The sequence below is a fragment of the Streptomyces xanthophaeus genome, from assembly GCF_000725805.1.
Classification (GTDB): Bacteria; Actinomycetota; Actinomycetes; order Streptomycetales; family Streptomycetaceae; genus Streptomyces; species Streptomyces xanthophaeus.
This window is the reverse complement of the sequence record NZ_JOFT01000010.1, coordinates 116,241-139,745: the sequence shown is the minus strand read 5'-3', so window position 1 is coordinate 139,745 and position 23,505 is coordinate 116,241. Positions and strand designations below refer to the sequence as shown.

Below are 23,505 nucleotides of genomic sequence, written 5' to 3'. Positions count from 1 at the left end.
GATTACACAGCGTGCCGCGCGGCGGGCGGGTTCAGTAGCCGAAGGCGCGGGCGGTGTTGGCGGCCAGGGCCGTGGCCATCGCGTCCTCGTCGAGGCCGCGGACCGCCGCCATCGCCCGTACGGTCAGCGGAATGAGGTACGGGGCGTTGGGCCGTCCGCGGTACGGCGCGGGGGTGAGGTAGGGCGCGTCCGTCTCGACGAGCACCAGCTCCAGCGGGGCCACGGCGAGGGCCTCGCGCAGCGGGGCGGCGTTCTTGAAGGTGACGGTCCCGGCGAAGGACATGTAGTACCCGGCGGCGGCGCACTCCCGGGCCATCTCGGCGTCCCCGGAGTAGCAGTGGAAGACGGTCCGCTCCGGGGCGCCCTCCTCGCGCAGCACCCGCAGGACGTCGGCGTGGGCCTCGCGGTCGTGGATGACCAGGGCTTTGCCCTGCCGCTTGGCGATCTCGATGTGGGCGCGGAAGGAACGCTCCTGCGCGGCCATGCCCTCGGGTCCGGTGCGGAAGAAGTCGAGGCCGGTCTCGCCGACCGCCTTGACGTGGTCCAGGGCTGCCAGCGCCTCGATCTCGGCCAGTGCGTCGTCGAGGGCGCCCTCGCCGCCGCCGGACCGGGCCCCCTGCCGCGACCAGCCGCCCCCAGCCCCAGGGGGCTGGGAGGTGCCCCCTGGGTCTCCGTGGACGATCCGGGGGGCCTCGTTCGGGTGAAGGGCCACGGCCGCGTGAACGTTCTCGTAGGCGGCGGCGGTCTCGGCCGCCCAGCGGGAGCCCTTCACGTCGCAGCCGACCTGGACCACGGTCGTCACCCCCACCGAGGCGGCCTTGGCCAGGCCCTCCTCGACGGTCCCGGCCTGCATGTCCAGGTGGGTGTGCGAATCCGCCACCGCCACCCGCAGGGGTTCGGGGAGCGGCGGCGGTGCGTACTTGGGCTCCTTGGTCTGCGCTTTCTCCACCTGAGTCATACGGCCGATCTTATGACCGGCGGAAGAACCCCAGCAGCCGGCCGAACAGGCCGCGGCGCTCCCCGTCCGGGTCGATGGCCACGGGTCCGGGGGCGTCGTGCAGGGCGGACGTCTTGCGCGGCTTCGGGGTCCGGGGGACGTCCGCGCCCGCCGGCACGGGGCCTGCGATCCCGGGCGCCACCGGGTGGTGGTAGAGCTGGTCGAGCATGCCGAGCACGGAGGACACCTGGCCCGCCCGCATGATGCGCACGACGTGGCCGCCGCAGTTCAGGCAGGTCGGGTTGGACAGGGGGGAGGGCACCCGTTCGCCCTTGACCGTGTAGACGATGAACGGCTGTCCCTTGCCGTCGACGTGGTGCTGTATCGCGTAGGCCTGCTCCCAGCCGTACCCGCACCGCATGCAGGCGAAGGAGTACGCCTCGTGCACGGTCTGCACGTCCGCGTCGGCGGGGGCTCCGCCCGGCCTGAGGCCGGCGGAGGGTACCGGGGTGTCTGCGATCTCACTCATGCCAGCTCCTCTTGTTCCACTGGTGCCATTGCCAGTGGACGCCTCTTCGGGCGGGAGCGCATCAGGCCCTGTCTAGTGTTGGACGGTCTTTGGGCGACTCATGCCCAAAGCGCCCGGTGCGCGGTCTGAGCTTTGCCTTTCAGGTTAGCTCTTTACCGACTTACGGCACCTTTTGTGCCGCATTCTTTGCCGCGACCACCGCGTCGAAGACCTCCCGCTTGGGTACGCCGGCCTCGGCCGCGACCGCTGCGATGGCCTCCTTGCGCCGCTCCCCCGCCTCCTCGCGCGTCCGCACCCGGCGCACCAGCTCCTCCGCGTCGACGTCGCCCGGCCCGGGCGCCGCGGCGCCCTCCACGACGACGGTGATCTCCCCGCGCACGCCCTCGGCCGCCCAGGCCGCCAGCTCGCCGAGGCCGCCGCGCTTGACCTCCTCGTAGGTCTTCGTCAGCTCGCGGCAGACGGCGGCCCGGCGTCCGGCGCCGAAGACCTCCGCCATCGCGGCCAGGGTGTCGTCGAGCCGGTGCGGGGCCTCGAAGTACACGAGCGTGCGCCGCTCTTCCGCCACCTCGCGCAGCCGGCCCAGGCGCTCCCCCGCCTTGCGCGGCAGGAAGCCCTCGAAGCAGAACCGGTCCACCGGGAGCCCGGACAGGGCGAGCGCGGTGAGCACGGCGGAGGGGCCGGGCACGGCGGTGACCTTGATGTCCTTCTCCACCGCGGCGGCGACCAGCCGGTAGCCGGGGTCGGACACCGAGGGCATCCCGGCGTCGGTGACCAGCAGCACCCGCTTGCCCGCCTCCAGGGCCTCGACCAGCTCGGGGGTGCGCGCCGACTCGTTGCCCTCGAAGTACGACAGGACCCGGCCGGTGGTGTGCACGCCGAGGCCCTGGGTCAGCCGTCGCAGCCTGCGGGTGTCCTCGGCGGCGACCACGTCGGCCCGTTCCAGCTCGGCCCCGAGCCGGGGCGGTGCGTCGGCGAGATCGCCGATGGGAGTGCCCGCGAGGACGAGCACACCCGCCTCGCCGGGAGCCGGGGGGACGGGTTCGGTGCCGCGGGGCTGGTCAGTTGTCACCCGGCCATCCTCTCAGCCCTTTCGGGGGCCCGGCTCGCCCGTACCGCAGGCGGGGACTGGGGCTCCCACAGATCGGTTCCCTACGATGACCCGGTGACCAGTACCGCGACGCCGCCGCCCAGCCCTGCGGGGGCCCCTCCCGCCCCGCCGGCGGGGCGGGAGCAAGAGCCGCCCGCCTGGCTGCGCTGCCTGCGCGGATTCGGCTACGTGCCCTCCGCGGCGGCCGAGCCCCGCGCGGACGTGCGCACCCGCCTCGTGCCCCCGTACGCCAAGCCCTCGCCGCAGCTGTGGGCGGCGTTCGGGCTGCCGCCCCAGGTGTGGGGGACCTGGCAGCGCATCTTCGCGTGGGCCGGTCCGCTGCTGGTGGCGCTGGTCGCGGGCGTGCTGCGCTTCGTGCACCTGGGCAGCCCGAAGGCGGTGATATTCGACGAGACGTACTACGCCAAGGACTCCTGGGCCACGATCCGGCAGGGCTACGAGGCGAGCTGGCCCAAGGACATCGACAAGTCGATCCTGGCGAACCCGGACGGGATCTCCCTCCCCGTGGACCCGGGCTACGTGGTGCATCCGCCCGTCGGCAAGTGGGTGATCGGCCTCGGCGAGTGGATGTTCGGCTTCACCCCGTTCGGCTGGCGGTTCATGACCGCCGTGCTCGGCACCCTCTCGGTGCTGATGCTCTGCCGGATCGGGCGCCGTCTGCTGCGCTCGACCTTCCTGGGCGCTCTGGCGGGCGCACTGCTCGCCGTGGACGGCCTGCACCTGGTGATGAGCCGCACCGCGCTGCTCGACCTGGTGCTGATGTTCTTCGTGCTCGCCGCCTTCGGGGCGCTGCTCATCGACCGGGACCGGGCCCGGGCCAGACTCGCGGACGCGCTCCCGGTGGACGACGAGGGGCGGGTGCGGCCCGATCTGAGGATCGCCGAGTCGCTGCGGCTGGGCTGGCGCCCGTACCGGATCCTGGCGGGTGTCTGCCTGGGTCTGGCCGCCGGCACCAAGTGGAACGGCTTCGTGGTCCTGGCGTTCTTCGGCATCCTCACCGTGCTGTGGGACGCCGCCGCGCGCCGCACCGCGGGCGCGGGGGCCCCGTACGCGGCGATGCTGCGCCGGGACGCGCTGCCCGCCTTCGTGTCCACCGTCCCGGTCGCGGTCATGACGTACGTGGCCTCGTGGTCGGGCTGGATCTTCAGCCCGGACAACGGCAAGGGCGGCTACCTGCGCGACTGGGCCGCCAAGAACGACCAGGGCAGCTCCCTGTCGTTCCTGCCGGAGTGGGTGCGCAGCCTGTGGCACTACGAGGTCGAGGTCTACCGGTTCCACGTGGGCCTGACCTCGGGGCACACCTACGAGTCCAACCCGTGGAGCTGGCTGGTCCTGGGCCGCCCGGTGTCCTTCTTCTACGAGTCCCCCGAGCCCGGCACCGACGGCTGCCCGGCGACGGAGGCGGGCAAGTGCGCCCGCGAGGTGCTGGCCCTGGGCACGCCGCTGCTGTGGTGGGCGGGCTGCTTCGCGCTGCTGTACGTGCTGTGGCGGTGGTTCTTCCGCCGCGACTGGCGGGCGGGCGCGATCGCGTGCGCGCTCGGCGCGGGCCTGCTGCCCTGGTTCAACTACCAGGAGCGGACCATCTTCTACTTCTACGCGGTGGTCTTCGTCCCGTACCTGTGCCTGGCGGTGGCGATGATGATCGGCGCCCTGCTGGGCCCGGCGGGCTCCAGCGAGCGCCGGCGGGCGCTGGGGGCGATCGGGGCCGGGGTCCTGGTGCTGCTGATCGTCTGGAACTTCATCTACTTCTGGCCCATCTACACCGGACAGACGCTGCCGATGGACTCGTGGCGCGGCCGGATGTGGTTCGACACGTGGGTATGACGGGTCCGACGGGTCCCACGTGACGCCTGCAGAAGGGCCTTCCCGGTGCCGGGAGGGCCCTTCTGCCCTGTCTCCCACCTTTCGGGCCACGGAGGTTCCGGTCCGGTAACAACGACCGGACCGGACGTCGGCGCAGCGTAAGGTCTGCACCAGTGATTCTTTGAACATGTTCAGAGAACTGTGGTCCGGGGGAGGACACAAATGAACGGGGCAGCGAAGGGTGCCGTCATCGGCGGCGTATTTCTCGCGATGCTCGGCGGCGCCGGGTACGGGGTGTACGCGCTGGTCGGCGACGCGGGCGACGACGGCAAGGGGGGTGGCGGCCAGGGGGCCGGCACCGCCGTCCAGTCCGAGAAGGGCAGCGGACCGGTCACCGAGAAGGAGACCGCCACGACCGCGAAGGCCTTCCTGGCCGCATGGGCGGCGGGGGACGACCGGGCCGCCGCCGACCTGACCAACAACGCGCAGGCGGCCCAGAGCGCCGTCGCCGACTACAAGGCCAAGGCGTACGTCTCCAAGGCCGTGATCACGCCCGGCGCGGCCAAGGGCGACACCGTGCCCTTCACGGTCGCCGCGGAGATCACCTACGAGGGCACGACCAAGCCCCTGGCCTACGAGTCCCAGCTGACCGTGGTGCGCGGCGTGACCACCGGCAAGCCGCTGGTCGACTGGCAGCCGTCGGTGATCCACCCGCAGCTCCAGAAGGACGAGAAGCTGCGCGCGGGAGCCCCGGCGAGCCCTCCGGTCAAGGCGGTCGACCGCAACGGCGAGGAACTCACTCCGGAGAAGTTCCCCTCGCTGCGGCCCCTCCTCGACCAGCTGCGCGCGACGTACGGCAGCAAGACGGGCGGCAAGACGGGCGCCGAGGTCTGGATCGAGCCCGCCACCGCGGACACGCCCAAGCGGACCCTGCTGACCCTGGTGGAGGGGGAGCCGAGCGTCCTGAAGACCTACCTCGACGCGAAGGTGCAGGCGGCGGCCGAGCAGGCCGTCGCCAAGTACCCCGAGGCCTCCGTGGTCGCCGTCAAGCCGAGCAACGGGCACATCCTGGCCGTCGCCAACCACCGCAAGGACGGCTACGACGCCGCGCTGACCGGCAACCGGGCGCCCGGCTCCACGATGAAGATCGTGACGGCCGCGATGCTGCTGGACCGCGGCAAGGTGGCGGCGGGCCAGCCCGCCGAGTGTCCGAAGAACGTCATGTGGGGCGGCCGCAGCTTCCACAACCTGAAGAACTTCGACCTGCCCGCGGGCACGAACTTCTCGACCAGCTTCGCCAAGTCCTGCAACACCGCCTTCATCAAGCAGATCGACGCCGTGGACGACGACTCCGCCCTGTCGAAGGAGGCCCGCGAGGTCTTCGGCATCGGCCTGGACTGGAAGACCGGCGTGAAGTCCACCGACGGCAAGGTCCCGCCCGCGACGGGCGCCGAAGCCGCCGCCGCGTACATCGGTCAGGGCCAGATCACCATGAACCCGCTGAACGTCGCCTCCATCACTGCGACCGCGCGCACCGGGGTCTTCCGCCAGCCGCTGCTGGTCTCCCCCGAGCTGGACGGCCGTACGGTCGCCACCGCTCAGCGCAGGATGAAGCCGGCGGTACAGCAGCAGCTGGTCTCGATGATGCGGCTGACGGCCACCGCGGGCACCGGCGCGAAGGCGATGGCCCCGGTCGGCGGCGACAAGGGCGCGAAGACCGGATCCGCCGAGGTCGACGGCGCGGGCAGCCCGGACAGCTGGTTCACCGGCTACAGCGACGACGTGGCCGCGGCAGCCATGGTCGAGGGCGGCGGCCACGGCGGCGACGCGGCGGGGCCGATCGTGGCCTCGGTGCTGTCCGCCTCCTGACGCACCGCCCGGCGCACCGCCTCGCGGGACGCCGACGGCTCCCGCTCCCCGCACCACCCGGTGCGGGGAGCGGGGAAACGGCTCGACCGGCCGGCCCGTACGGCGCTAGCGTCCGCGTATGAGCACCTCCACCCACCCCCTCTTCGCCGAGGCCCTCGCCGCCCTGGACCTCGACGTCGCCGTCCGCACCTTCCCCGAAGGAACCCGGACCGCGGCCGACGCCGCCGCCGCGATCGGCTGCGAGCTCAGCCAGATCGCCAAGTCGCTGGTCTTCGCCGCGGACGGGGTCCCGGTCCTGGTCCTGATGGACGGGGCCTCCCGGGTCGACGTCGAGGCGGTGCGCCGGGAGCTGGGCGCCGCGAAGGTCACCCGGGCGGACGCCGCCCTGGTGCGCGAGACGACGGGCTACGCGATCGGCGGCGTCCCGCCCTTCGGCCACCGCACCCGCACCCGGGTGCTGGCGGACCGGTCCCTGCTGGTCCACGAGGTGGTCTGGGCCGCCGCGGGCACCCCGCACTCGGTGTTCCCGATGGCCCCCGAGGAGCTCATCGGGCACGCCGGGGCGGTGCTGGCCGACGTACGGGAGGCGGCGCCGCCGTCACAGGGCTGAGCGCAGGGCCCGTACGAGCGCCTGCGCGCGCGGGTCGGCGGTGACCGACTTGGCCAGGGCGTTGGTGACGTAGCCGAAGCCGATGCCCGCCTCCGGGTCCGCGAAGGCCAGCGAGCCGCCGCGGCCCGGATGGCCGAAGGAGGCCGGGGACAGCAGCGGGGAGGCCGGGCCGTGCAGCATGAAGCCGGGGCCGAAGCGGGTGTTCACCACCAGCACCCGGTCCGGGCCCGCGGAGAGCTCCTTGCCCGCGAGGGCGGTGGTCGCCGGGGTGAAGATCCTGGCGCCGTCCTCCACCACGCCGACGGTGGCCGCGTAGAAACGGGCCAGGGCGCGGGCCGTGCCGATGCCCGCCGAGGCCGGCAGTTCGGCCGCCCGGTAGGCCGGGTCGTTCTCGTCCGGCAGCGGATCGATGGCCGCGAAGGCGCGCCGGGTCAGGGAGTCCGGGTCGGCGTACGCCTCGGAGACGTTTCGCCTCGGCCGGGTCCGGAGCAGGCCCGCGCCCTCGGGCGGGTCCACCGGGGCCACCCGGCCCACCCGGTGGGTCTCGCTGTCGGGCAGGCCTATCCAGAACTCCAGGCCCAGGGGCTCCGCCAGCTCCTCGGCCAGGATGCCGCCGACGGTGCGGCCGGTCGCCCGCAGCACCAGCTCCGACAGCAGCCAGCTGTAGGTCTGCGCGTGGTAGCCGTGCTCGGTGCCGGGCTGCCAGAACGGCTGCTGCGCGGCGACCGCCCGCGGCCCCGAGACCCCGTCGGCCGCCTCCGCGGCGCTCAGGCCGCGGTCCAGCGCGGGCACCCCGGCCCGGTGCGCGAGCAGGTCACGGACCAGGGTCCGGTCCTTGCCGCCCGCCTTGAACTCCGGCCAGTACGAGGCCACGGGCGCGTCCAGGTCCAGCAGCCCGCGCTGGTGCAGCAGCAGCGGTACGGCCGCGGCCACGCCCTTGGTCGCGGAGCGGACGATCTGCGCGGTGTCGCGGGTCCAGGCCTCGGTGCCGTACGCGTCCTTGGTCCCGCCCCACAGGTCCACGACCTTGCGGCCGTCCCGGTACACGGCCACGGCCGCGCCCCGGTCCCCGAGCACCTCGAAGTTGCGCACGAACGCGTCCCTGACGGGCTCGAAGCCCTCCGCCACCACACCCTGGATGTCCACGACCAGCCCAACAACCCGCGGCCTGCGGTTATGCCACGGTGACGGAGCGGGGGTCGAAGCCGAAGGGCAGCTCCAGGCGGTGGGCCCGCATCAGCTCCTCGTCGCACAGGAGCGCCTGCGTGCGGCCGTCGGCCGCGATGACACCGTCGCTGAGGACGACGGCCCGCGGGCACAGCTCCAGCGCGTAGGGAAGGTCGTGCGTGACCATCAGGACGGTCACGTCCAGCGACCGCAGGACGTCCGCGAGCTCGCGGCGCGAGGCCGGGTCCAGGTTGGACGAGGGCTCGTCGAGGACGAGGATCTCCGGCCGCATGGCCAGGACGGTCGCCACCGCCACCCGGCGGCGCTGGCCGAAGGACAGGTGGTGCGGCGGCCGGTCGGCGAAGTCCGCCATCCCGACCTGCTCCAGGGCGTCGCGGACCCGCTCCTCCAGTTCCGCGCCGCGCATTCCGGCCGCGGCCGGGCCGAAGGCGACGTCCTCCCGCACGGTCGGCATGAACAGCTGGTCGTCGGGGTCCTGGAAGACGATCCCGACCCGGCGCCGGATCTCGGCGAGGTTCCGCTTCTCCACCGGCAGCCCGGCCACGGTCACGGAGCCGACCCCGCCGGACAGGATGCCGTTGAGGTGCAGCACCAGGGTGGTCTTCCCGGCGCCGTTGGGGCCGAGCAGGGCGACGCGCTCACCGCGCCCGACGGTCAGGTCCACCCCGAAGAGGGCCTGGTGGCCGTCGGGGTAGGCGTAGGCGAGGCCGGCGACTTCCAGCGAGGGGGTAGGGGTCACAGGGTCCATCCCATCAGACAGACGGCGAGCGCCGTCACCGGGAGCACGGCCGCGTACGCCCACTGGGTGCGCGTTGCGGCGACGTCGTCGATCACCGGCATCGAGCCGGTGTAGCCGCGGCTGACCATCGCGAGGTAGACCCGCTCGCCCCGCTCGTAGGAGCGGATGAACAGCGCCCCGGCCGTCTTGGCCAGGACCCCCCAGTGCCGGATGCCGCGGGCCTCGAACCCGCGCGAGCGGCGGGCGATCGACATCCGGCGCAGCTCGTCGGTGATCACGTCCCCGTAGCGGATCATGAAGGTGGCGATCTGTACGAGCAGGGGCGGGAGCTTCAGCCGCTCCAGCCCCAGCAGGAGCGCCCGCAGCTCGGTGGTGGAGGCGAGCAGGACGGACGCGGCGACGCCGAGGGTGCCCTTGGCCAGGACGTTCCAGGCGCCCCACAGGCCCGAGACGCTGAGGGAGAGCCCGAGCACCTCCACCCGCTCGCCCTCGGCGACGAAGGGCATCAGGACGGCGAAGGCCACGAACGGGACCTCGATGAGCAGCCGCTTGAGCAGCAGGCCGACCGGGATCCGGGCCACCGCCGCCACCGCCCCGAGCAGGACGGCGTACAGGCCGAAGGCCCACATCGCTTCGCGCGGTGTGGACACGACGACGATCACGAAGGCGAGGGTCGCCGCCAGCTTGCAGTGCGGCGGCAGCCGGTGGACCGGCGAGTCACCGGGCCGGTAGAGCTGGTGGGCGTGGCCCGCGCCCATCTCAGACCGCCGACGGCTCGGCCGCTGCGGGCTCCTCGGCGCGGCGGCGGCGGACGGCCCAGAAGATGCCGGTGCCCACGGCCACGGTCCCGCCGACGCCGATGACGCCCGCGAGGCCGCCGGAGAGGCGGGCGTCGTCGACGTCCTTGACGGCGTAGTCGGCGAGCGGGGAGTCGGCGCTCGCGTGCTCCTCGACCTTGGTGTCGATGCCCTTGTCGGCGGCGACCTTCTCCAGGCCGTCGGGGTTGGCGGAGGCGTAGAAGGAGACGAACCCGGCCAGGACCAGGGCGGTGACCAGGCCGGTCGCCCAGACCTTGCGGGTGGAGCCGGACGCGGCGGGCGCCGGGGCGGCGGCGGGGGCGTCGACGAGCTCTCCGCCCACGCGCAGCTGGAGCGGGGTGATCAGGCCGCGGGCCCCGTGCACCAGGTCGGGGCGCACCGCGATCACGGCGCCCACGGTGGCCGCGGTGATGGCGGCCTCGCCGATGCCGATGAGGACGTGCACGCCGACCATGGCGGTGAAGACCTTGCCGATGGCCACGTCGGTGGTCCCTCCGACGGCGTAGAGGAGGGTGAAGGCCGCGGCCGCGCCCGGTACCGAGAGCAGGGCCCCGGCGAAGGCGGCGACGGTCACGGAGCGGCGGGTGCGGGGCAGCACCTTGACCAGGGCGCGGAACACCGCGTAGGCGATGAGCACGGTGACGACGCCCATGACGGAGATGTTGACGCCGAGGGCGGTCAGGCCGCCGTCGGCGAAGAGGATGCCCTGCATGAGCAGCACCACGGACACGCACAGCACCCCGGTGCAGGGGCCGACGAGTATCGCGGCGAGCGCCCCGCCGAGGAGGTGGCCGCTGGTGCCCGCGGCGACCGGGAAGTTCAGCATCTGGACGGCGAAGATGAAGGCGGCGACGAGGCCGGCGAGCGGCGCGGTGCGCTCGTCGAGCTCGCGGCGGGCGCCGCGGAGGCTGACGGCCACCGCGCCGGCAGCCACCACTCCGGCGGCCACCGAGACGGGTGCGTTGATGAATCCGTCGGGCACATGCATGGAGGGGCTCCGCTTCTCACACAGTCTTTAACCGTTCAAGAATAGTGCCCAGTTGCAAACCGTTGGCAAGAGCGTACGCATCACAAATGGAGCCGCGCGCTTTCGTCGGAATGTGCGAGGCTGGACGGACAAAAGGGCTCAAATATCTCGATTTCGAGGAGTCGTGTCGATGTCAGCGACCGCCGAGAATCCCCCAGCCGCCCAAGCCGCAGGCGCGACAGCGACAGCGACCGCCACGGCGACCGTTTCCCTGGTCGAGGAACGCGTCACCGCCCGCGTGATCACCGACGACCCGCTCTACCGGAAGATCCCGGTCTCCCTCCGGTTCGTCCCCGCCGAGCCCCTGGCCGTACGGATCGTCTTCCCCGCCGACCTCTCCCCCGAGGGCACCGACAACGAGTGGGCCTTCCCCCGCGCCCTCCTCGAAGCGGGCCTGCTGGCCCCCACCGGCACCGGAGACGTACGCGTCTGGCCCTGCGGCCGCGTTCAGGCGGTCGTCGAGTTCCACTCCCCCGACGGGGTCGCCGTCATCCAGTTCGACATCGCCGCCCTGCGCCGCTTCCTGCGCCGTACGTACTCCCCGGCCACCCGGTAGGAGCAACGGCCCCGGCCCCGTACCGCCTGGTGATCAGGCGGTACGGGGCCGGGGTGTCGTTCGGCTGAGCGGGATCAGACCTTGACCAGCTCGCGGTCCTGGTCCGTGCCGTCGCCGGAGCCGGAGCCGGAGTCGTCACCGAGGTGGCGCCGCAGGCTCTCGCCCTCCACGTCCACGTTCGGCAGCAGCCGGTCGAGCCACTTGGGCAGCCACCAGGCCTTGTGCCCGAGCAGGGCGAGCACGGCCGGGACGATGGCCATCCGGACCACGAAGGCGTCGAAGAAGACCGCGACCGCCAGGCCGAAGCCGATCATCTTGACCATCTGCTCGCTGGCTCCGATGAAGCCCGCGAACACCGCGATCATGATGACGGCGGCGGCCACGACCACCCGGGCGCTGTACTGGAAGCCGGTCACGACCGCCTGGCCGGGGCGCTCGCCGTGGACGTACGCCTCCCGCATGCGGGTGACGAGGAAGACCTCGTAGTCCATGGCCAGACCGAAGACCACGCCCACCATGAAGATCGGCATCATCGACATGATCGGGCCGGTCTGCTCCACCCCGAAGACCGAGCCGAGCCAGCCCCACTGGAAGACCGCGACGACCGCGCCGAGGGCGGCGACCACGGAGAGCAGGAAGCCGAGGGCCGCCTTGAGCGGGACCAGCACCGAGCGGAAGACGAGCATCAGCAGCAGGAAGGCGAGGCCGACCACGAGCGCCAGGTAGGGCAGCAGCGCGTCGTTCATCTTCTGCGAGAAGTCGATGTTCATCGCCGTGGCGCCGGTGACCAGGACGTCGTCGCCGCTGCCGTCGCGGATCGTGTGGACCAGGTCCTCCGTCTGGACGGAGGAGGGGCGGTCCTTGGGGATCACGGTGATCACCGCGGCGTCGCCGGCCTCGTTCGGGGCCGGCGGGGTGACCGCGGCCACGCCCTCCAGGCCCTTGATCCGGTCGGCGGTCTCGTCGGCGAGCTGCTTGCCCCCGTCCACGACCACCATCAGCGGGCCGTTGAAGCCCGGGCCGAAGCCCTCCGACAGCAGGTCGTACGCCTGGCGCTGGGTCGTGGAGACCGGCTGGGCGCCGTCGTCCGGCAGGCCCATCTCCAGCTTGCTCGCGGGGATCGCGATGACGCCGAGGCCGATCACACCGGCCAGCAGGACCATGACCGGGCGGCGCAGGACGAAGCGGGCCCAGCGGGTGCCGCCGTTGGCCTTCTTCTCGGCACCGGCGGGCTTGCCCTTGCCGAACAGCTTGCTCTTCTCGCCCGCCGGCAGGACCTTCCTGCCCGCGAAGCCGAGGATGGCCGGGACCAGCGTGAGGGCGACCAGCACCGCGATGACCACGGTTCCGGCGGCTGCGACGCCCATCTTGGTCAGCATCGGGATGTTGACGACGGCCAGGCCCACGAGGGCGATGACCACGGTCAGACCGGCGAAGACCACGGCGGAGCCTGCGGTTCCGGCAGCCCGGCCCGCGGCCTCCTCGCGCTCACGGCCCTCGGCGAGCTCCGCGCGGTAGCGGGAGACGATGAAGAGGGCGTAGTCGATGCCGACCGCGAGGCCGATCATCGTCGCGAGGGTGGCGGTGGTGTTGCCGAGGTCCAGCACGTTGGCGAGCGCGGTGATGGAGGAGACGCCGATGCCCACGCCGATGATCGCGGTCAGCAGCGGCAGCCCGGCCGCGATCAGCGAGCCGAAGGTGATGACGAGGACGATCGCGGCGACCAGGATGCCGATGATCTCGCCGGAGCCGGTCTCGGGCGCCGCCATCAGCGCGTCGCCGCCGATCTCGACGGTGAGCCCCTGCGCCTGGGCCTCCTTGCCGGAGTCCTTCAGCGCCTCACGGGTCGCGTCGGTCAGCTCCATGCCGCTGACCTTGTACTTGGTGCTGATGTAGGCGGTGGAGCCGTCCTGGCTCACGGCCTGCGTCTGGTACGGGTCGGCGACCGAGGAGATCTGGTCCTTGCCCGGACCCGACTTCAGGTCCTCGACGATCTTCTCGACCTCGGTCTTGGTGCCCGGGTCGGTGACCTTGGCGCCGGCCGGGGCCTTGATGACGATGCGGGCGGTGGCGCCGTCGGCGGCCATGCCCGGGAACTTCTTGTCCAGCAGGTCGAAGGCCTTCTGGGCCTCCGTGCCGGGTATCGAGAACGATCCCGAGGTGGGGGCGGACGCCGAGGCCGCGCCGAAGCCGGCGAGGAACAGCAGCGCCACCCAGAGGAGGGCGACGAGGCGGCGGCGCCGGAAGGCGCCTCTGCCGAGGCGGTAGAGGAAGGTGGCCACGTCGGTGGTTCTCCCGTTCGTGTCGTGGGATGGATCCGGTGCGGATCAGGGCGTGGAAAGCCGGCCCGACGACGAGAGCGGCGTGTCAGGAGCAGCAGGAGCGAGCAGCGGGGACGGGTGGAGGTTCAGACGCCGAGGGCGGGGAAGACCACGGCTTCGATGAAGTCACCGAGGAAGGTCCGGTCCACCGGACGGTCCTCGATCAGCGGGAGCGCGATGAACGCCCCGATCAGCATGTGCGGTACGAAGTCCAGGGCCGGACAGTCCGGGGCGATCTCGCCCCGGTCCACCGCGCGCTGGAGCATCACCTGAAGGCCGGTGATCTCCGGGTCGACCAACAGGTCCCGCAATGCCTTGTGCAGCTCCGGGCTCTCGTGGACCGCATGGGTCAGGCCCCGCATCAGCGCGGTGTCCTTGGCCATCTGCGCGTCGTCGGAGTGCTCGACCATGCGCGCGAAGTCCCCGCGCAGGCTGCCCGTGTCGATCTCACGCAGCGAGACGGGCTGCGTGCACCTCAGGGCCTTGGCGACCAGCTCCGGCTTGCTCCCCCACTGGCGGTAGAGGGTGGCCTTGCTGGACTTCGTACGGGCGGCGATCGCATCCATGGTCAGCGCCTCGTAGCCGACGTCACGCAGGAGGTCGAGGACCGCCTCGTGCAGTTCGGCCTGCCGTTCGGGGGTGATCCGGCTGCGCCGAGCCGCCATCGCATCGGTCATGGCCGCGCCTCCCGTCCGAACGAAACTGTTCCGTACGCTTAAAACCATACCCCCGCCCCCAACGAAACGAAACCGTTCCGTTTCGCTTCGGGGGGTGTCGTGGATCACCTGTACGAGTTGCCAGGGCCCCCCTGCGCGGAAAGCATTGGGGGGTGAGTCACGACGTCGCGTACCTCCGGTTCCCGCACCTGCACGACGACCTGCTGTGTTTCGCCACCGAGGACGACCTCTGGGTCGCTCCGCTCGTCCCCGACGGGCAGACGCCCGGCCGGGCCTGGCGGATCACCGTCGACCGGACCCGGGTCAGCCACCCGCGTTTCTCCCCCGACGGCCGCCACATCGCCTTCACCACCTGGCGCAGCCTCGACCCCGAGATCCACCTCGCCCCCGTCGACGGCGGCCCGGCCCGCCAGCTGAGCTACTGGGGCGCCACCGACACCCGCGTCTGCGGCTGGACCCCGCCCGACGAGGACGGCCGCAGCGACATCCTGGCCGTGTCCTCGCACGGCCAGCCCTTCTCCTACTTCGCCTGGGCCTACAGCCTCCCCACCGACGGCAGCCCCGGCGGACGCCTGCCCTGGGGGCCGGTCTCCGACATCCAGGTGCACGCCGGGGAGGACGGCGAACGCCGCAGCCTGCTCCTCACCGGCAAGCCCCCGCACGAGCCCGCCGCCTGGAAGCGCTACCGCGGCGGCGCCACCGGCCGGCTGTGGCTGCACGGCGTGCGGCTGCTGGAGGACGTAGAGGGCCACCTCGACTCCCCGATGTTCGTGGACGGCCGCATCGCCTTCCTCTCCGACCACGAGGGCGTCGGCAACCTCTACTCCTGCCTGCCCGACGGCACCGGCCTGCGCCGGCACACCGACCACGCGGAGTTCTACGCCCGGCACGCCTCCACCGACGGCACCCGGATCGTCTACCAGTGCGCCGGGGACCTCTGGCTCGTGGACTCGCTGGAGCCCGGCGCCGTCCCGCGCAAGCTCCGGGTCCGGCTGGGGGGACCGCGCGCGGGCAGGCGTTCGTACCAGGTGCCGGCCGCCAGCCACGTCGACTCGCTGTCCGTCGACGCCACCGGGCGGGCCAGCGCTGTCGTGGTGCGCGGCAGCCTCTACTGGCTGACCCACCGCGACGGACCGGCCCGGACCATCGCCGACACCCCGGGCGTACGGGTGCGGCTGCCCGAGATGCTCGGCAGCGGCGGACAGGTCGCCTACGTCACCGACGCCGAGGGCGAGGACGCGGTCGAGATCGCCTACCTGCCGCGGGCCTCCGGGGAGCGGGAGCCGCGCCGGCTGGCCTCCGGCGAACTGGGGCGCGTACTGGAGCTGCTGTCCGACCCGGACGGGGAGCGGCTCGCGATCGCCTCGAACGACGGCCGGCTGCTGCTCATCGACGCCACCGAGGAGTCCAACGGGGAGGTCACCGAGCTGATCCGGTCCATCAACGGGCCCGTCACCGACCTGGCGTTCTCCCCCGACGGGTGCTGGCTGACCTGGTCCCACCCGGGCATCGGACGCTCGCTGCGGCAGATCAAGATGGCCAAGATCGCCGGCCCCGGCGCCCACACGATCATCGACGTCACCAACGGCCGTTTCGAGGACGAGAGCCCGGTCTTCACCCGCGACGGGCGCTACCTCGCCTTCCTGTCGTGGCGCGGTTTCGACCCGGTCTACGACGTGCACACCGGGGACCTGTCCTTCCCGCTGGGCTGCCGCCCGTACCTGGTGCCGCTCTCCTCGGCCACCCCCTCGCCGTTCGCGTTCTCGCCGGACGGGCGCCCTGCCGCGGGCGGACTCGACCCGGCCGAGGGGGACTCGGAGGCGGGGGACGGCGCGGTGACCGTGGAGGTGGAGGGGCTGGAGAGCCGGGTGACGCCCTTCCCGGTGTCGGCGTCGAAGTACTCGGCCCTGTACCCGGTGAGCGGCGGCGGGCTGGTCTGGCTGCGCTGGCCGATCTCCGGCGCGCTCGGCGAGACCTTCGCCAATCCGGCCGACACCAGCGGCAAGCCCACGCTGGAACACTTCGACATGACCAAGGCCCGCAAGACCGAACTGGCCTCGGGGCTGGACTGGTTCGCGATCAGCGGCGACGGCACCCGGCTCGTGGTCAACGACGACGGCGACCTGCGGGCGGTGCCGTCCACCGAGTCCGGCGACAGCGACTCGACGGTCTACCTGGACCTGCGGCGCATCCTGCACGAGGTGGACCCGGCGGCCGAGTGGCGCCAGGCCTTCGAGGAGGCCGGGCGGATCATCCGCGCGTACTTCTGGGAACCGGACATGTGCGGCATCGACTGGGACGCGGTGCTGCGCCAGTACCGGCCCCTGGTCGAACGGGTCGCCTCGCCCGACGAGTTCGCCGACCTGCTGCGCGAGGTCCTCGGCGAGCTGGGCACCTCGCACGCGTACGTCTCCCCGGCGCGCCGCAACGAAGGCCCCCCGCACTACCAGCGGGCCATCGGCCTGCTCGGCGCCAACCTGGTGCCGAGGGACGGCACCTGGGTGGTCAGCCGGATCCTGCCCGGCGAGTCCTCCGACTCCAAGGCCCGCTCCCCGCTGGCGGGCACCGGCATCCGGGAGGGCGCGGAGCTCACCCACGTGGACGGCCGCCCCGTCGACCCGGTCAGCGGGCCCTACCCGCTGCTTGCGGCGGCCGGGGGCACCACCGTGGAGCTGACCTTCCGTCCCGCGGAGGGCTCGGGCCGGGCCCGCCGGGTCGCGGTCGTGCCGCTGATCGACGAACGGCCGCTGCGCTACCAGGACTGGGTGGCCAAACGGCGCGAGGTGGTCCGCGAGATCAGCGGCGGCCGGTGCGGCTACCTCCACATCCCCGACATGGGCGGCTCGGGCTGGGCGCAGTTCAACCGCGACCTGCGGATGGAGATGTCCCGGCCCGCGCTGATCGTGGACGTCCGCGGCAACGCGGGCGGGCACATCAGCGAGCTGGTGGTGGAGAAGCTGACCCGCTCCATCCTCGGCTGGGACCTGACGCGCAACGCCCAGCCGGTGTCGTACGCCTCCAACGCTCCCCGGGGCCCGATCGTGGCCCTGGCCGACGAGGCCACCGCCTCGGACGGCGACATGATCACCGCGGCCTTCAAGCTGCTGGGGCTGGGCCCGGTGGTCGGCCAGCGCACCTGGGGCGGGGTGGTCGGGATGACCGGCCGGCACACCCTGGGCGACGGGACGGTGATCACCGTCCCGATGAACGCCGCCTGGTTCCCGGAGTACGGATGGTCGGTCGAGAACCACGGCGTGGAGCCGGACCTCGCGATCCTGCGCACCCCGCTCGACTGGGCCGAGGGCCGGCACGCCCAGCTCGACGACGCCGTGCACCTGGCGCTGGAACTGCTGGAGCAGGACCCGGCCGCGGTGCCGCCCGGCTACACCGACGTACCGGACCGGCGCCGTCCACAGCTGCCGCCCCGGCCGTAGCGGGCGGACGACGCAAGGGCCCGGCCCGCACGACGGTGCGGACCGGGCCCTCGTACGCGTCCGGCCGGTCAGTCCTCGAAACCGCTGTCGAAGGTGTCACGGGCCTTGTCGGCCCGCGGCTTCGTGTCCTGCTCGGTCTGCGGGGAACGCGCGGGGGCCTCGTCCCGCGCGCCCTGCGCCCTGGCCTTGGCCTGCTCGGCGAGCTGCTTCGCCTTGTCCTGGAACTGGTCCCTGAGACCCATGCTGTTGCCTCCTGGAGGGGTGTAGGGGCGTGGCCCCGCCAGCCTGGCACGCAGCGACATCCTTCGCATTTCGGCCGGCCAGGGGCTAGGGGTGCCGGGTCCGCTCCTGTTCGTCGGCGGCGCCGCCCGCACCCACAAGTCCCTTGGAGACACTGGCGAGCCGGGGCTCGAACCGCTTCATCTCCCGCTGCCCGACCGTCGCGATGATCCCCGGCAGGTACCCGCGCACGCCCTGCATCCCGCGCAGCCACCACTGTGCGTACACGTGGGCCGAGCGGCGCTCGATGCCCGCCACGATCCGGTCGACGGCGGGGCCCAGCGGGTAGGTGCGGTTCGAGGGCCACGGCAGCCGCTGGCGCAGTTCCCGCATCACGTCGTCCTGGTCGGCGCCGCGCACCATGTCGGTGTCGGTCCAGGAGAGGTAGCCCACGCCCACCTTGACCCCCTTGTAGCCGACCTCGGCGCGCAGGCAGTGGGCGAAGGCCTCCACTCCGGACTTGGAGGCGCAGTACGCCGTCATCATCGGGGCCGGGGTGATCGCCGCGAGCGAGGCGATCTGCAGGAAGTAGCCGCGGCTCTCCGTCAGCACGGGGAGGAAGGCCCGTCCCGTGACGGCCCCGCCGATGAGGTTCACCTCGATGACCCGGCGCCAGGCGTCGGGGTCGGAGTCGATGAACGGGCCGCCGGAGGCCACGCCCGCGTTGGCGACGACGATGTCGACCTTCCCGAAGCGCTCCTTGACCTCCTGCGCGACACGGGCCATCGCCTCGTGGTCGGTGACGTCGGCGTACCAGTGGTCGCTCTCGGTGTGCAGCCGCTCGGAGACCTCTTTGAGGGCCTCCGGCTCCAGACCGACGAGCGCGACCTTCGCGCCCCGCGCGGAGAGCTTGCGGGCGAGCAGCTCGCCGACTCCGCGGGCGGCGCCGGTGACGACGGCGACCTGGCCTTCCAGGCTCCTGCGAGGGCTCACGGGGTCTTCTCCTTCTCTTCGGCGGGCAGGTAGAGGGCGGTCAGTTCGCGCAGCGCGGCCGTGACGGCCTCGGGGGCCTCGATGGGGGTCATGTGCCCCGCGCCGGTGAGTTCGGTGAGGCCGACGCAGTTCGGCAGCGCGGCGGCGATCGCCCGGGCGTGCACCACGGGGGTGAGCCGGTCGTCCTTGCCGCCGATGACCGCGGTGGGCACGGCGAGCCGGGCGAGGTCCGCGTCGAGGTCCAGCCCGGCCAGTACCTGGGACCAGGCGTGGCGGACCTTGGTGGGGCAGGCGTGCACGATGCGGGCGCAGGCCTCGACCTTGTCGGGCGCGGAGCCGGGGCCCATCGTGGCGTACTTGAGCACCTTCCGCGCGATCGGCGTGACCGGCCCGAGCGGGGCGCGGGCACCGAGGACCGCGCCGGTGACACGGGTCCGCAGGCGCCCGGCGCGGATCGGCAGGACGAGCGCCTCCTCGACGAGGCGGGCGCTGCCGGTGCTGCACAGCAGCGCCGCCGCGGTGTGTTCGGCGAACTCCGGCCGCCCGGCGGCGGCCATGATCGTCATCCCGCCCATGGAGTGCCCGGCGAGGACCGCGCGCTCCCCGGGCGCGAGGGCCGCTCCGAGGACGGCCACCAGGTCGTCGGCGAGGGCGGTGGTGCTGTGCGTCCGGGCGGCGGGGCTGCGCCCGTGGCCGCGCTGGTCGTAGGCGATGACCCGGTGGTCCTTGGCCAGGTCCCGTATCTGTGCGGCCCAGAACGCGGTGGAACAGGTCCAGCCGTGGGCGAGGACCACGGCCGGCGCGCCCTCCTCCCCGTGCACCTCGGCGTGCAGCCGGGCCCCGTCCGCCGAGACGGCGACGAGCTCGCGCCGCGCGGCGGGCGGTGCGTACCGCCCGGCGGTGACGTGCATCAGCCGGCTCACGCGGCGCCCTCCCCGGCGGGGACCTGTGCGGCGGCGCGCAGCGGCTCCTGCTCCGGGTCCTTGATCCGGAGCACCTCGTACTCGGCCAGGTCGACGCTGCGCGTCTCGCGCCGGAACTCGCCCGTCGTGCCCGGCCACACCGTGGTGTTGCGGCCCTGCGCGTCCAGGTACCAGCTGGTGCAGCCGCCGGTGTTCCACACCGTGCGCTCCATCCGGGCCTGCACCTGCCGGTTCCACTGGTTGACCGCTGAGGGCCTGGCGGCGAGCGCGGCCCGCCCGCCGAGCACGCCGAGCTGGCGCAGGTAGTCGGCCATGTAGTTGAGCTGCGACTCGATCATCAGGATCATCGAGCTGTTCCCGAGCCCGGTGTTCGGCCCGATGATCGTCATCCAGTTGGGGAAGCCCGCCGCGGTGGCACCGCGCAGCGACCGCATCCCGTCCTTCCATTCGTCCGCGAGGGTCCTGCCCTCCGCGCCCACCACCCGGTCGGCGATCGGCATGTCCGTGACGTGGAAGCCGGTGCCGAAGATGATCGCGTCGACCTCGGTCTCGGTCCCGTCGGCGGCGACCAGTACCGAGCCCCGGATCTCCTTGAGGCCGGAGGCGACCAGGTCCACATCGGGGCGGGCCAGGGCTGGGTAGTACTCGCTGGAGAGCAGGATCCGCTTGCAGCCGATCCGGTAGGACGGGGTCAGCTTGGCGCGCAGCGCCGGGTCCTTGATCGAGCGGGCCATATTGGCCTTGGCCAGCGATTCGATCAGCCCGAGCTGGTTCGGCCGCTTGGTGAAGGCGCTGACCTGGAGCTCGCGGATGCCCCACAGCAGTCCGCGGCGCGCCGCCCGGGTGAAGGGCAGCTGGCGGTGGAGCCAGCGTTCCACGGCCGAGATGGCCCGGTCGGTGCGCGGCATCACCCACGGCGGGGTCCGCTGGAAGAGGGTGAGGCGCTCCGTCTGCGGGGCGATGGCGGGCACGATCTGGATGGCGGAGGCACCGGTGCCGATCATGGCGACGCGCTTGCCGGTCAGGTCGTAGTCGTGGTCCCAGCGCGCGGAGTGGAAGACCTTGCCGGGGAACTCGGCGAGTCCGGGGATCTCCGGCATCTTCGGGTCGGACAGCGGCCCGGTCGCCGAGACCACCACGTCGGCGGTCAGCTCACCGGAGGAGGTCTCGATCTCCCACCGCAGTGCGTCCGCGTCCCAGCGCATCATCCGCACGTCCGAGTCGAGCCGGATGTGCGGGCGCAGCCCGAAGGTGTCGGCGACGTGCTCCAGGTACGCGCGGATGTGCGGCTGGCCCGAGAAGGTGCGGGGCCAGTCGGGGTTGGGCGCGAAGGAGAAGGAGTACAGGTGCGACGGGACGTCGCAGGCGCAGCCGGGGTAGCTGTTGTCGCGCCAGGTCCCGCCGACCGAGTCGGCCCGCTCCAGCACGACGAAGTCGGTGATCCCCTCCCGTCGCAGCCGTACGGCGGCGCCGAGCCCGCCGAATCCCGACCCGATCACTGCCACTCGTACGTGCTCGCGCCGCTCGCGCTCGCCCATGCCGCCCATGCCCGCCGCCTTCCGCTTCCGCTTCATCCGCAGTACCAGCCACGCCACGCCACACACCGTCACAACACTGCCAGCAATCACTGGCACAATCGGGAGAGTAGAGCAGCCCCGTACTCATGGGTAGGGGTCACGCCCGGAAAGTTACTGCCGGTACGCCATAGGCTGCGGCTGTGGCGAAGCAAGAGACGGATGCGAAGACTGTGCGTGAGTACCGTACGGAGGAACTGGCCGAGGCGGCCGGCATACCCGTGCGCACCCTGCGCTTCTACCGCGAGCGCAAACTGCTCCCGCCACCCCGCCGCGAGGGCCGCATCGCCTGGTACGACGACCACCACCTGGCCCGGCTGCGCACCATCGCCGCCCTGCTGGAGCGCGGCCACACCCTCGGCGGCATCGCCGAGCTGACCGCCGCCTTCGAGAACGGCCGCGACGTCGGCCAGCTCGGCGAGCTGCTGGGCATCGGCTGGTCGGAGGAGACGCCGGTACGCCTGACCCCGGAGGCCCTGGCCGACTACTTCGAGGGCGAGGTCACCCCGGAGAACCTGGCCGCCTCGCTCGACCTCGGCTACCTCGCCACCGACGGGGACGAGATCGTGCACGTGAGCAGGAGGCTGCTGGACGTCTCCTCGGCCCTGGTCCGCGAGGGGGTCCCGCTCTCGGCCGTGCTGGAGACCGGCCGCCGCGTCCGCGAGCACGCGGACGCGATGGCGGCCCTGTTCAACGAACTGATCTCGGCCCACCTGTCACCCGACGCGCTCCCGCGCCTGCGCCCCCTCGCGAAGAGCGTCGTCGAGGCGGAGCTGAGCATGGCGATGGACCGCCTGCTGGCCTCCGGTCAGGAACCCAGCTCGTAGACGACCGTCACCGGCGCGTGGTCGGACCAGCGCTCGGGGTGCGTCTCGGCCCGCTCGACGAACGCCTTCACGGCCTTCGCGGCCAGCCCCGGCGTCGCCACCTGGAGGTCGATCCGCCAGCCCGCGTCGTTGTCGAAGGCCCGCCCCCGGTAGGACCACCAGGAGTACGGGCCCTCCGTGTCGGGGTGCAGCGTGCGCACCACGTCGACGTACCCGGCGCCCGCCGCGTCGTAGACCTGGCCCAGCCACTCCCGCTCCTCGGGGAGGAAGCCCGCGTTCTTGCGGTTGGTCTTCCAGTTCTTCAGGTCGGCTTCCTCGTGGCAGATGTTCCAGTCGCCGCAGACCACGACCTCCCGGCCGTCCGCGGCGGCCCGCGCCCTGAGGTCCCGCAGGTAGGGCAGGAACTCCGCCATGAACCGGTACTTCTCGTCCTGCTTCTCGGTCCCCGCCTCACCGGACGGCAGGTAGAGGCTGGCCACGGTCACGCCCGGCAGGTCCGCCTCGATGTAGCGCCCGGCGGCGTCGAACTCGTCGCTGCCGAAACCGACCCGCACGGCGTCCGGCTCCCGGCGCGTGTACAGCGCGACCCCGGCCCGGCCCTTCGCCGCGGCCGGAGCGAAGACGGTGTGCCAGCCCGCGGGCTGCCTGACCTCCTGCGGAATCTGAGCTTCCTCGGCCCGTACCTCCTGGAGGCAGACCACGTCGGCGTCGGATCCCTCGAGCCACGCCCCGAAGCCCTTCTTGGCGGCGGCGCGGATCCCATTCACATTCACGGAGGTCACAGTGAGCATCCGAGCACCATAGCCGGAGGGTTCCGTACGATGTCCGGATGTCTCACGGGATCCACCTCCGCGCCGTGCCGTACGACCACCCGGACGCGGTGAAGCTCAACGACCAGGTCCAGCTCGAGTACGAAGCGCGCTACGGGGGTGAGGGCGATCTCACCTTCCTCGACCCCGCGATGTTCGCCCCGCCGCGGGGCCTGTACCTGCTCGCCTACGACGCCACGGGCGCACCGGTCGCCAGCGGCGGCTGGCGCACCCAGGACCTGAGCGAAGAGGGCTACGCGGACGGCGACGCCGAGCTGAAGCGCATGTACGTCATACCCGAGGCCCGCGGTCTCGGCCTCGCCCGCCGGATCCTGGCCGAACTGGAGCAGGACGCCCGCGCGGCCGGCCGCCTGCGCATGGTGCTGGAGACGGGCGACCAGCAGCCCGAGGCGATCGCCCTCTACGCCTCCGAGGGCTACGCGATGGTGACCAAGTTCGGCTACTACCGCCTCTACGACTCCAGCCGCTGCATGGCCAAGCCCCTCCGGACGCCCTGACCCGCACGGCGACGTGCGGCCCGGCC

21 protein-coding genes are annotated in these 23,505 nt (G+C 72.5%); 7 read left to right on the top strand and 14 right to left on the bottom strand.

Features of this window, described 5'->3' with window-relative positions; all coding sequences use genetic code 11:
• Window positions 1-31 precede the first annotated feature (31 nt).
• From IO30_RS0102990 to rsmI, 3 genes are all read right to left on the bottom strand, one after another.
• Window positions 32-958, bottom strand: coding sequence for a TatD family hydrolase (locus tag IO30_RS0102990; protein ID WP_051901814.1), 927 nt, complete (start codon window positions 956-958; stop codon window positions 32-34).
• Between the two features lie 10 nt (window positions 959-968).
• Window positions 969-1,466 carry a hypothetical protein gene (locus IO30_RS0102985; RefSeq protein ID WP_031138942.1) on the bottom strand — a complete coding sequence of 166 codons (498 nt, stop codon included), beginning with the start codon at window positions 1,464-1,466 and terminating at the stop codon, window positions 969-971.
• Between the two features lie 160 nt (window positions 1,467-1,626).
• Window positions 1,627-2,535 carry a 16S rRNA (cytidine(1402)-2'-O)-methyltransferase gene (gene rsmI, locus IO30_RS0102980; protein ID WP_373316494.1) on the bottom strand — a complete coding sequence of 303 codons (909 nt, stop codon included), beginning with the start codon at window positions 2,533-2,535 and terminating at the stop codon, window positions 1,627-1,629.
• A gap of 93 nt (window positions 2,536-2,628) precedes the next feature.
• Between rsmI and IO30_RS0102975 the strand changes: the two genes are divergently transcribed.
• From IO30_RS0102975 to IO30_RS0102965, 3 genes are all read left to right on the top strand, one after another.
• The gene (locus IO30_RS0102975) at window positions 2,629-4,398 is read left to right on the top strand and encodes a dolichyl-phosphate-mannose--protein mannosyltransferase (RefSeq protein WP_031138939.1); all 1,770 of its coding nucleotides are present in this window, start codon (window positions 2,629-2,631) and stop codon (window positions 4,396-4,398) included.
• 201 nt (window positions 4,399-4,599) lie between these two features.
• Window positions 4,600-6,246 (top strand): penicillin-binding transpeptidase domain-containing protein, encoded by a 1,647-nt coding sequence (locus IO30_RS0102970; RefSeq protein ID WP_031138937.1) that lies wholly within the window; start codon window positions 4,600-4,602, stop codon window positions 6,244-6,246.
• Between the two features lie 118 nt (window positions 6,247-6,364).
• Window positions 6,365-6,856, top strand: coding sequence for a YbaK/EbsC family protein (locus IO30_RS0102965; protein WP_031138935.1), 492 nt, complete (start codon window positions 6,365-6,367; stop codon window positions 6,854-6,856).
• Here the strand turns inward: IO30_RS0102965 and IO30_RS0102960 are convergent.
• From IO30_RS0102960 to IO30_RS0102945, 4 genes are read right to left on the bottom strand one after another with little or no spacing between them, the layout of a single operon-like run.
• Window positions 6,845-8,002, bottom strand: a complete 1,158-nt coding sequence (locus IO30_RS0102960) for a serine hydrolase domain-containing protein (RefSeq protein WP_031138933.1) — start codon at window positions 8,000-8,002, stop codon at window positions 6,845-6,847. The genes IO30_RS0102965 and IO30_RS0102960 overlap by 12 nt on opposite strands.
• A 28-nt stretch (window positions 8,003-8,030) precedes the next feature.
• Window positions 8,031-8,792 carry an energy-coupling factor ABC transporter ATP-binding protein gene (locus tag IO30_RS0102955; RefSeq protein WP_031138931.1) on the bottom strand — a complete coding sequence of 254 codons (762 nt, stop codon included), beginning with the start codon at window positions 8,790-8,792 and terminating at the stop codon, window positions 8,031-8,033.
• Window positions 8,780-9,541, bottom strand: coding sequence for a cobalt ECF transporter T component CbiQ (gene cbiQ, locus IO30_RS0102950; protein WP_031138929.1), 762 nt, complete (start codon window positions 9,539-9,541; stop codon window positions 8,780-8,782). Before cbiQ ends, IO30_RS0102955 begins: the two co-directional genes overlap by 13 nt.
• 1 nt (window position 9,542) lies before the next feature.
• Window positions 9,543-10,589, bottom strand: a complete 1,047-nt coding sequence (locus tag IO30_RS0102945) for an energy-coupling factor ABC transporter permease (protein WP_031138927.1) — start codon at window positions 10,587-10,589, stop codon at window positions 9,543-9,545.
• A 169-nt stretch (window positions 10,590-10,758) separates the two neighbouring features.
• Here IO30_RS0102945 and IO30_RS0102940 point away from each other — a divergent pair, with 169 nt between their 5' ends.
• The gene (locus IO30_RS0102940) at window positions 10,759-11,184 is read left to right on the top strand and encodes an SsgA family sporulation/cell division regulator (RefSeq protein WP_078904132.1); all 426 of its coding nucleotides are present in this window, start codon (window positions 10,759-10,761) and stop codon (window positions 11,182-11,184) included.
• 74 nt (window positions 11,185-11,258) lie between these two features.
• On the opposite strand, the gene IO30_RS0102935 is transcribed toward IO30_RS0102940, so the two are convergent.
• Together IO30_RS0102935 and IO30_RS0102930 are read right to left on the bottom strand one after the other, a co-directional pair.
• Window positions 11,259-13,466 (bottom strand): MMPL family transporter, encoded by a 2,208-nt coding sequence (locus tag IO30_RS0102935; protein ID WP_031138923.1) that lies wholly within the window; start codon window positions 13,464-13,466, stop codon window positions 11,259-11,261.
• Window positions 13,467-13,591: 125 nt separating this feature from the next.
• The gene (locus tag IO30_RS0102930) at window positions 13,592-14,182 is read right to left on the bottom strand and encodes a TetR/AcrR family transcriptional regulator (protein ID WP_031138921.1); all 591 of its coding nucleotides are present in this window, start codon (window positions 14,180-14,182) and stop codon (window positions 13,592-13,594) included.
• A 152-nt stretch (window positions 14,183-14,334) separates the two neighbouring features.
• On the opposite strand from IO30_RS0102930, the gene IO30_RS0102925 reads away from it, so the two are divergent.
• Window positions 14,335-17,616: a S41 family peptidase gene (locus IO30_RS0102925; protein WP_031138919.1), complete on the top strand. Its 3,282-nt coding sequence runs from the start codon at window positions 14,335-14,337 to the stop codon at window positions 17,614-17,616.
• A 68-nt stretch (window positions 17,617-17,684) separates the two neighbouring features.
• Here the strand turns inward: IO30_RS0102925 and IO30_RS45160 are convergent, their stop codons facing one another.
• The 4 genes from IO30_RS45160 to IO30_RS0102905 all read right to left on the bottom strand — a co-directional run bounded on the left by IO30_RS45160 (window position 17,685) and on the right by IO30_RS0102905 (window position 21,298).
• Window positions 17,685-17,858: a hypothetical protein gene (locus tag IO30_RS45160; protein ID WP_157853060.1), complete on the bottom strand. Its 174-nt coding sequence runs from the start codon at window positions 17,856-17,858 to the stop codon at window positions 17,685-17,687.
• 85 nt (window positions 17,859-17,943) lie between these two features.
• On the bottom strand, window positions 17,944-18,828 hold the full coding sequence (locus IO30_RS0102915) for an SDR family oxidoreductase (RefSeq protein ID WP_031138917.1): 885 nt from the start codon (window positions 18,826-18,828) through the stop codon (window positions 17,944-17,946).
• On the bottom strand, window positions 18,825-19,751 hold the full coding sequence (locus IO30_RS0102910; protein WP_031138915.1) for an alpha/beta fold hydrolase: 927 nt from the start codon (window positions 19,749-19,751) through the stop codon (window positions 18,825-18,827). Before IO30_RS0102910 ends, IO30_RS0102915 begins: the two co-directional genes overlap by 4 nt.
• Entirely contained in the window at window positions 19,748-21,298 is a 1,551-nt protein-coding gene (locus IO30_RS0102905) for a flavin-containing monooxygenase (RefSeq protein WP_031138913.1), read from the bottom strand. Before IO30_RS0102905 ends, IO30_RS0102910 begins: the two co-directional genes overlap by 4 nt.
• Window positions 21,299-21,468: 170 nt before the next feature.
• Between IO30_RS0102905 and IO30_RS0102900 the strand changes: the two genes are divergently transcribed.
• Window positions 21,469-22,152 (top strand): MerR family transcriptional regulator, encoded by a 684-nt coding sequence (locus IO30_RS0102900; protein WP_031138911.1) that lies wholly within the window; start codon window positions 21,469-21,471, stop codon window positions 22,150-22,152.
• Here the strand turns inward: IO30_RS0102900 and IO30_RS0102895 are convergent.
• Window positions 22,134-22,943, bottom strand: a complete 810-nt coding sequence (locus IO30_RS0102895) for an exodeoxyribonuclease III (protein ID WP_031138909.1) — start codon at window positions 22,941-22,943, stop codon at window positions 22,134-22,136. The two genes, IO30_RS0102900 and IO30_RS0102895, sit on opposite strands and share 19 nt — an antisense overlap.
• Before the next feature lie 38 nt (window positions 22,944-22,981).
• Between IO30_RS0102895 and IO30_RS0102890 the strand changes: the two genes are divergently transcribed.
• On the top strand, window positions 22,982-23,479 hold the full coding sequence (locus tag IO30_RS0102890; RefSeq protein WP_234321770.1) for a GNAT family N-acetyltransferase: 498 nt from the start codon (window positions 22,982-22,984) through the stop codon (window positions 23,477-23,479).
• Window positions 23,480-23,505 lie beyond the last annotated feature (26 nt).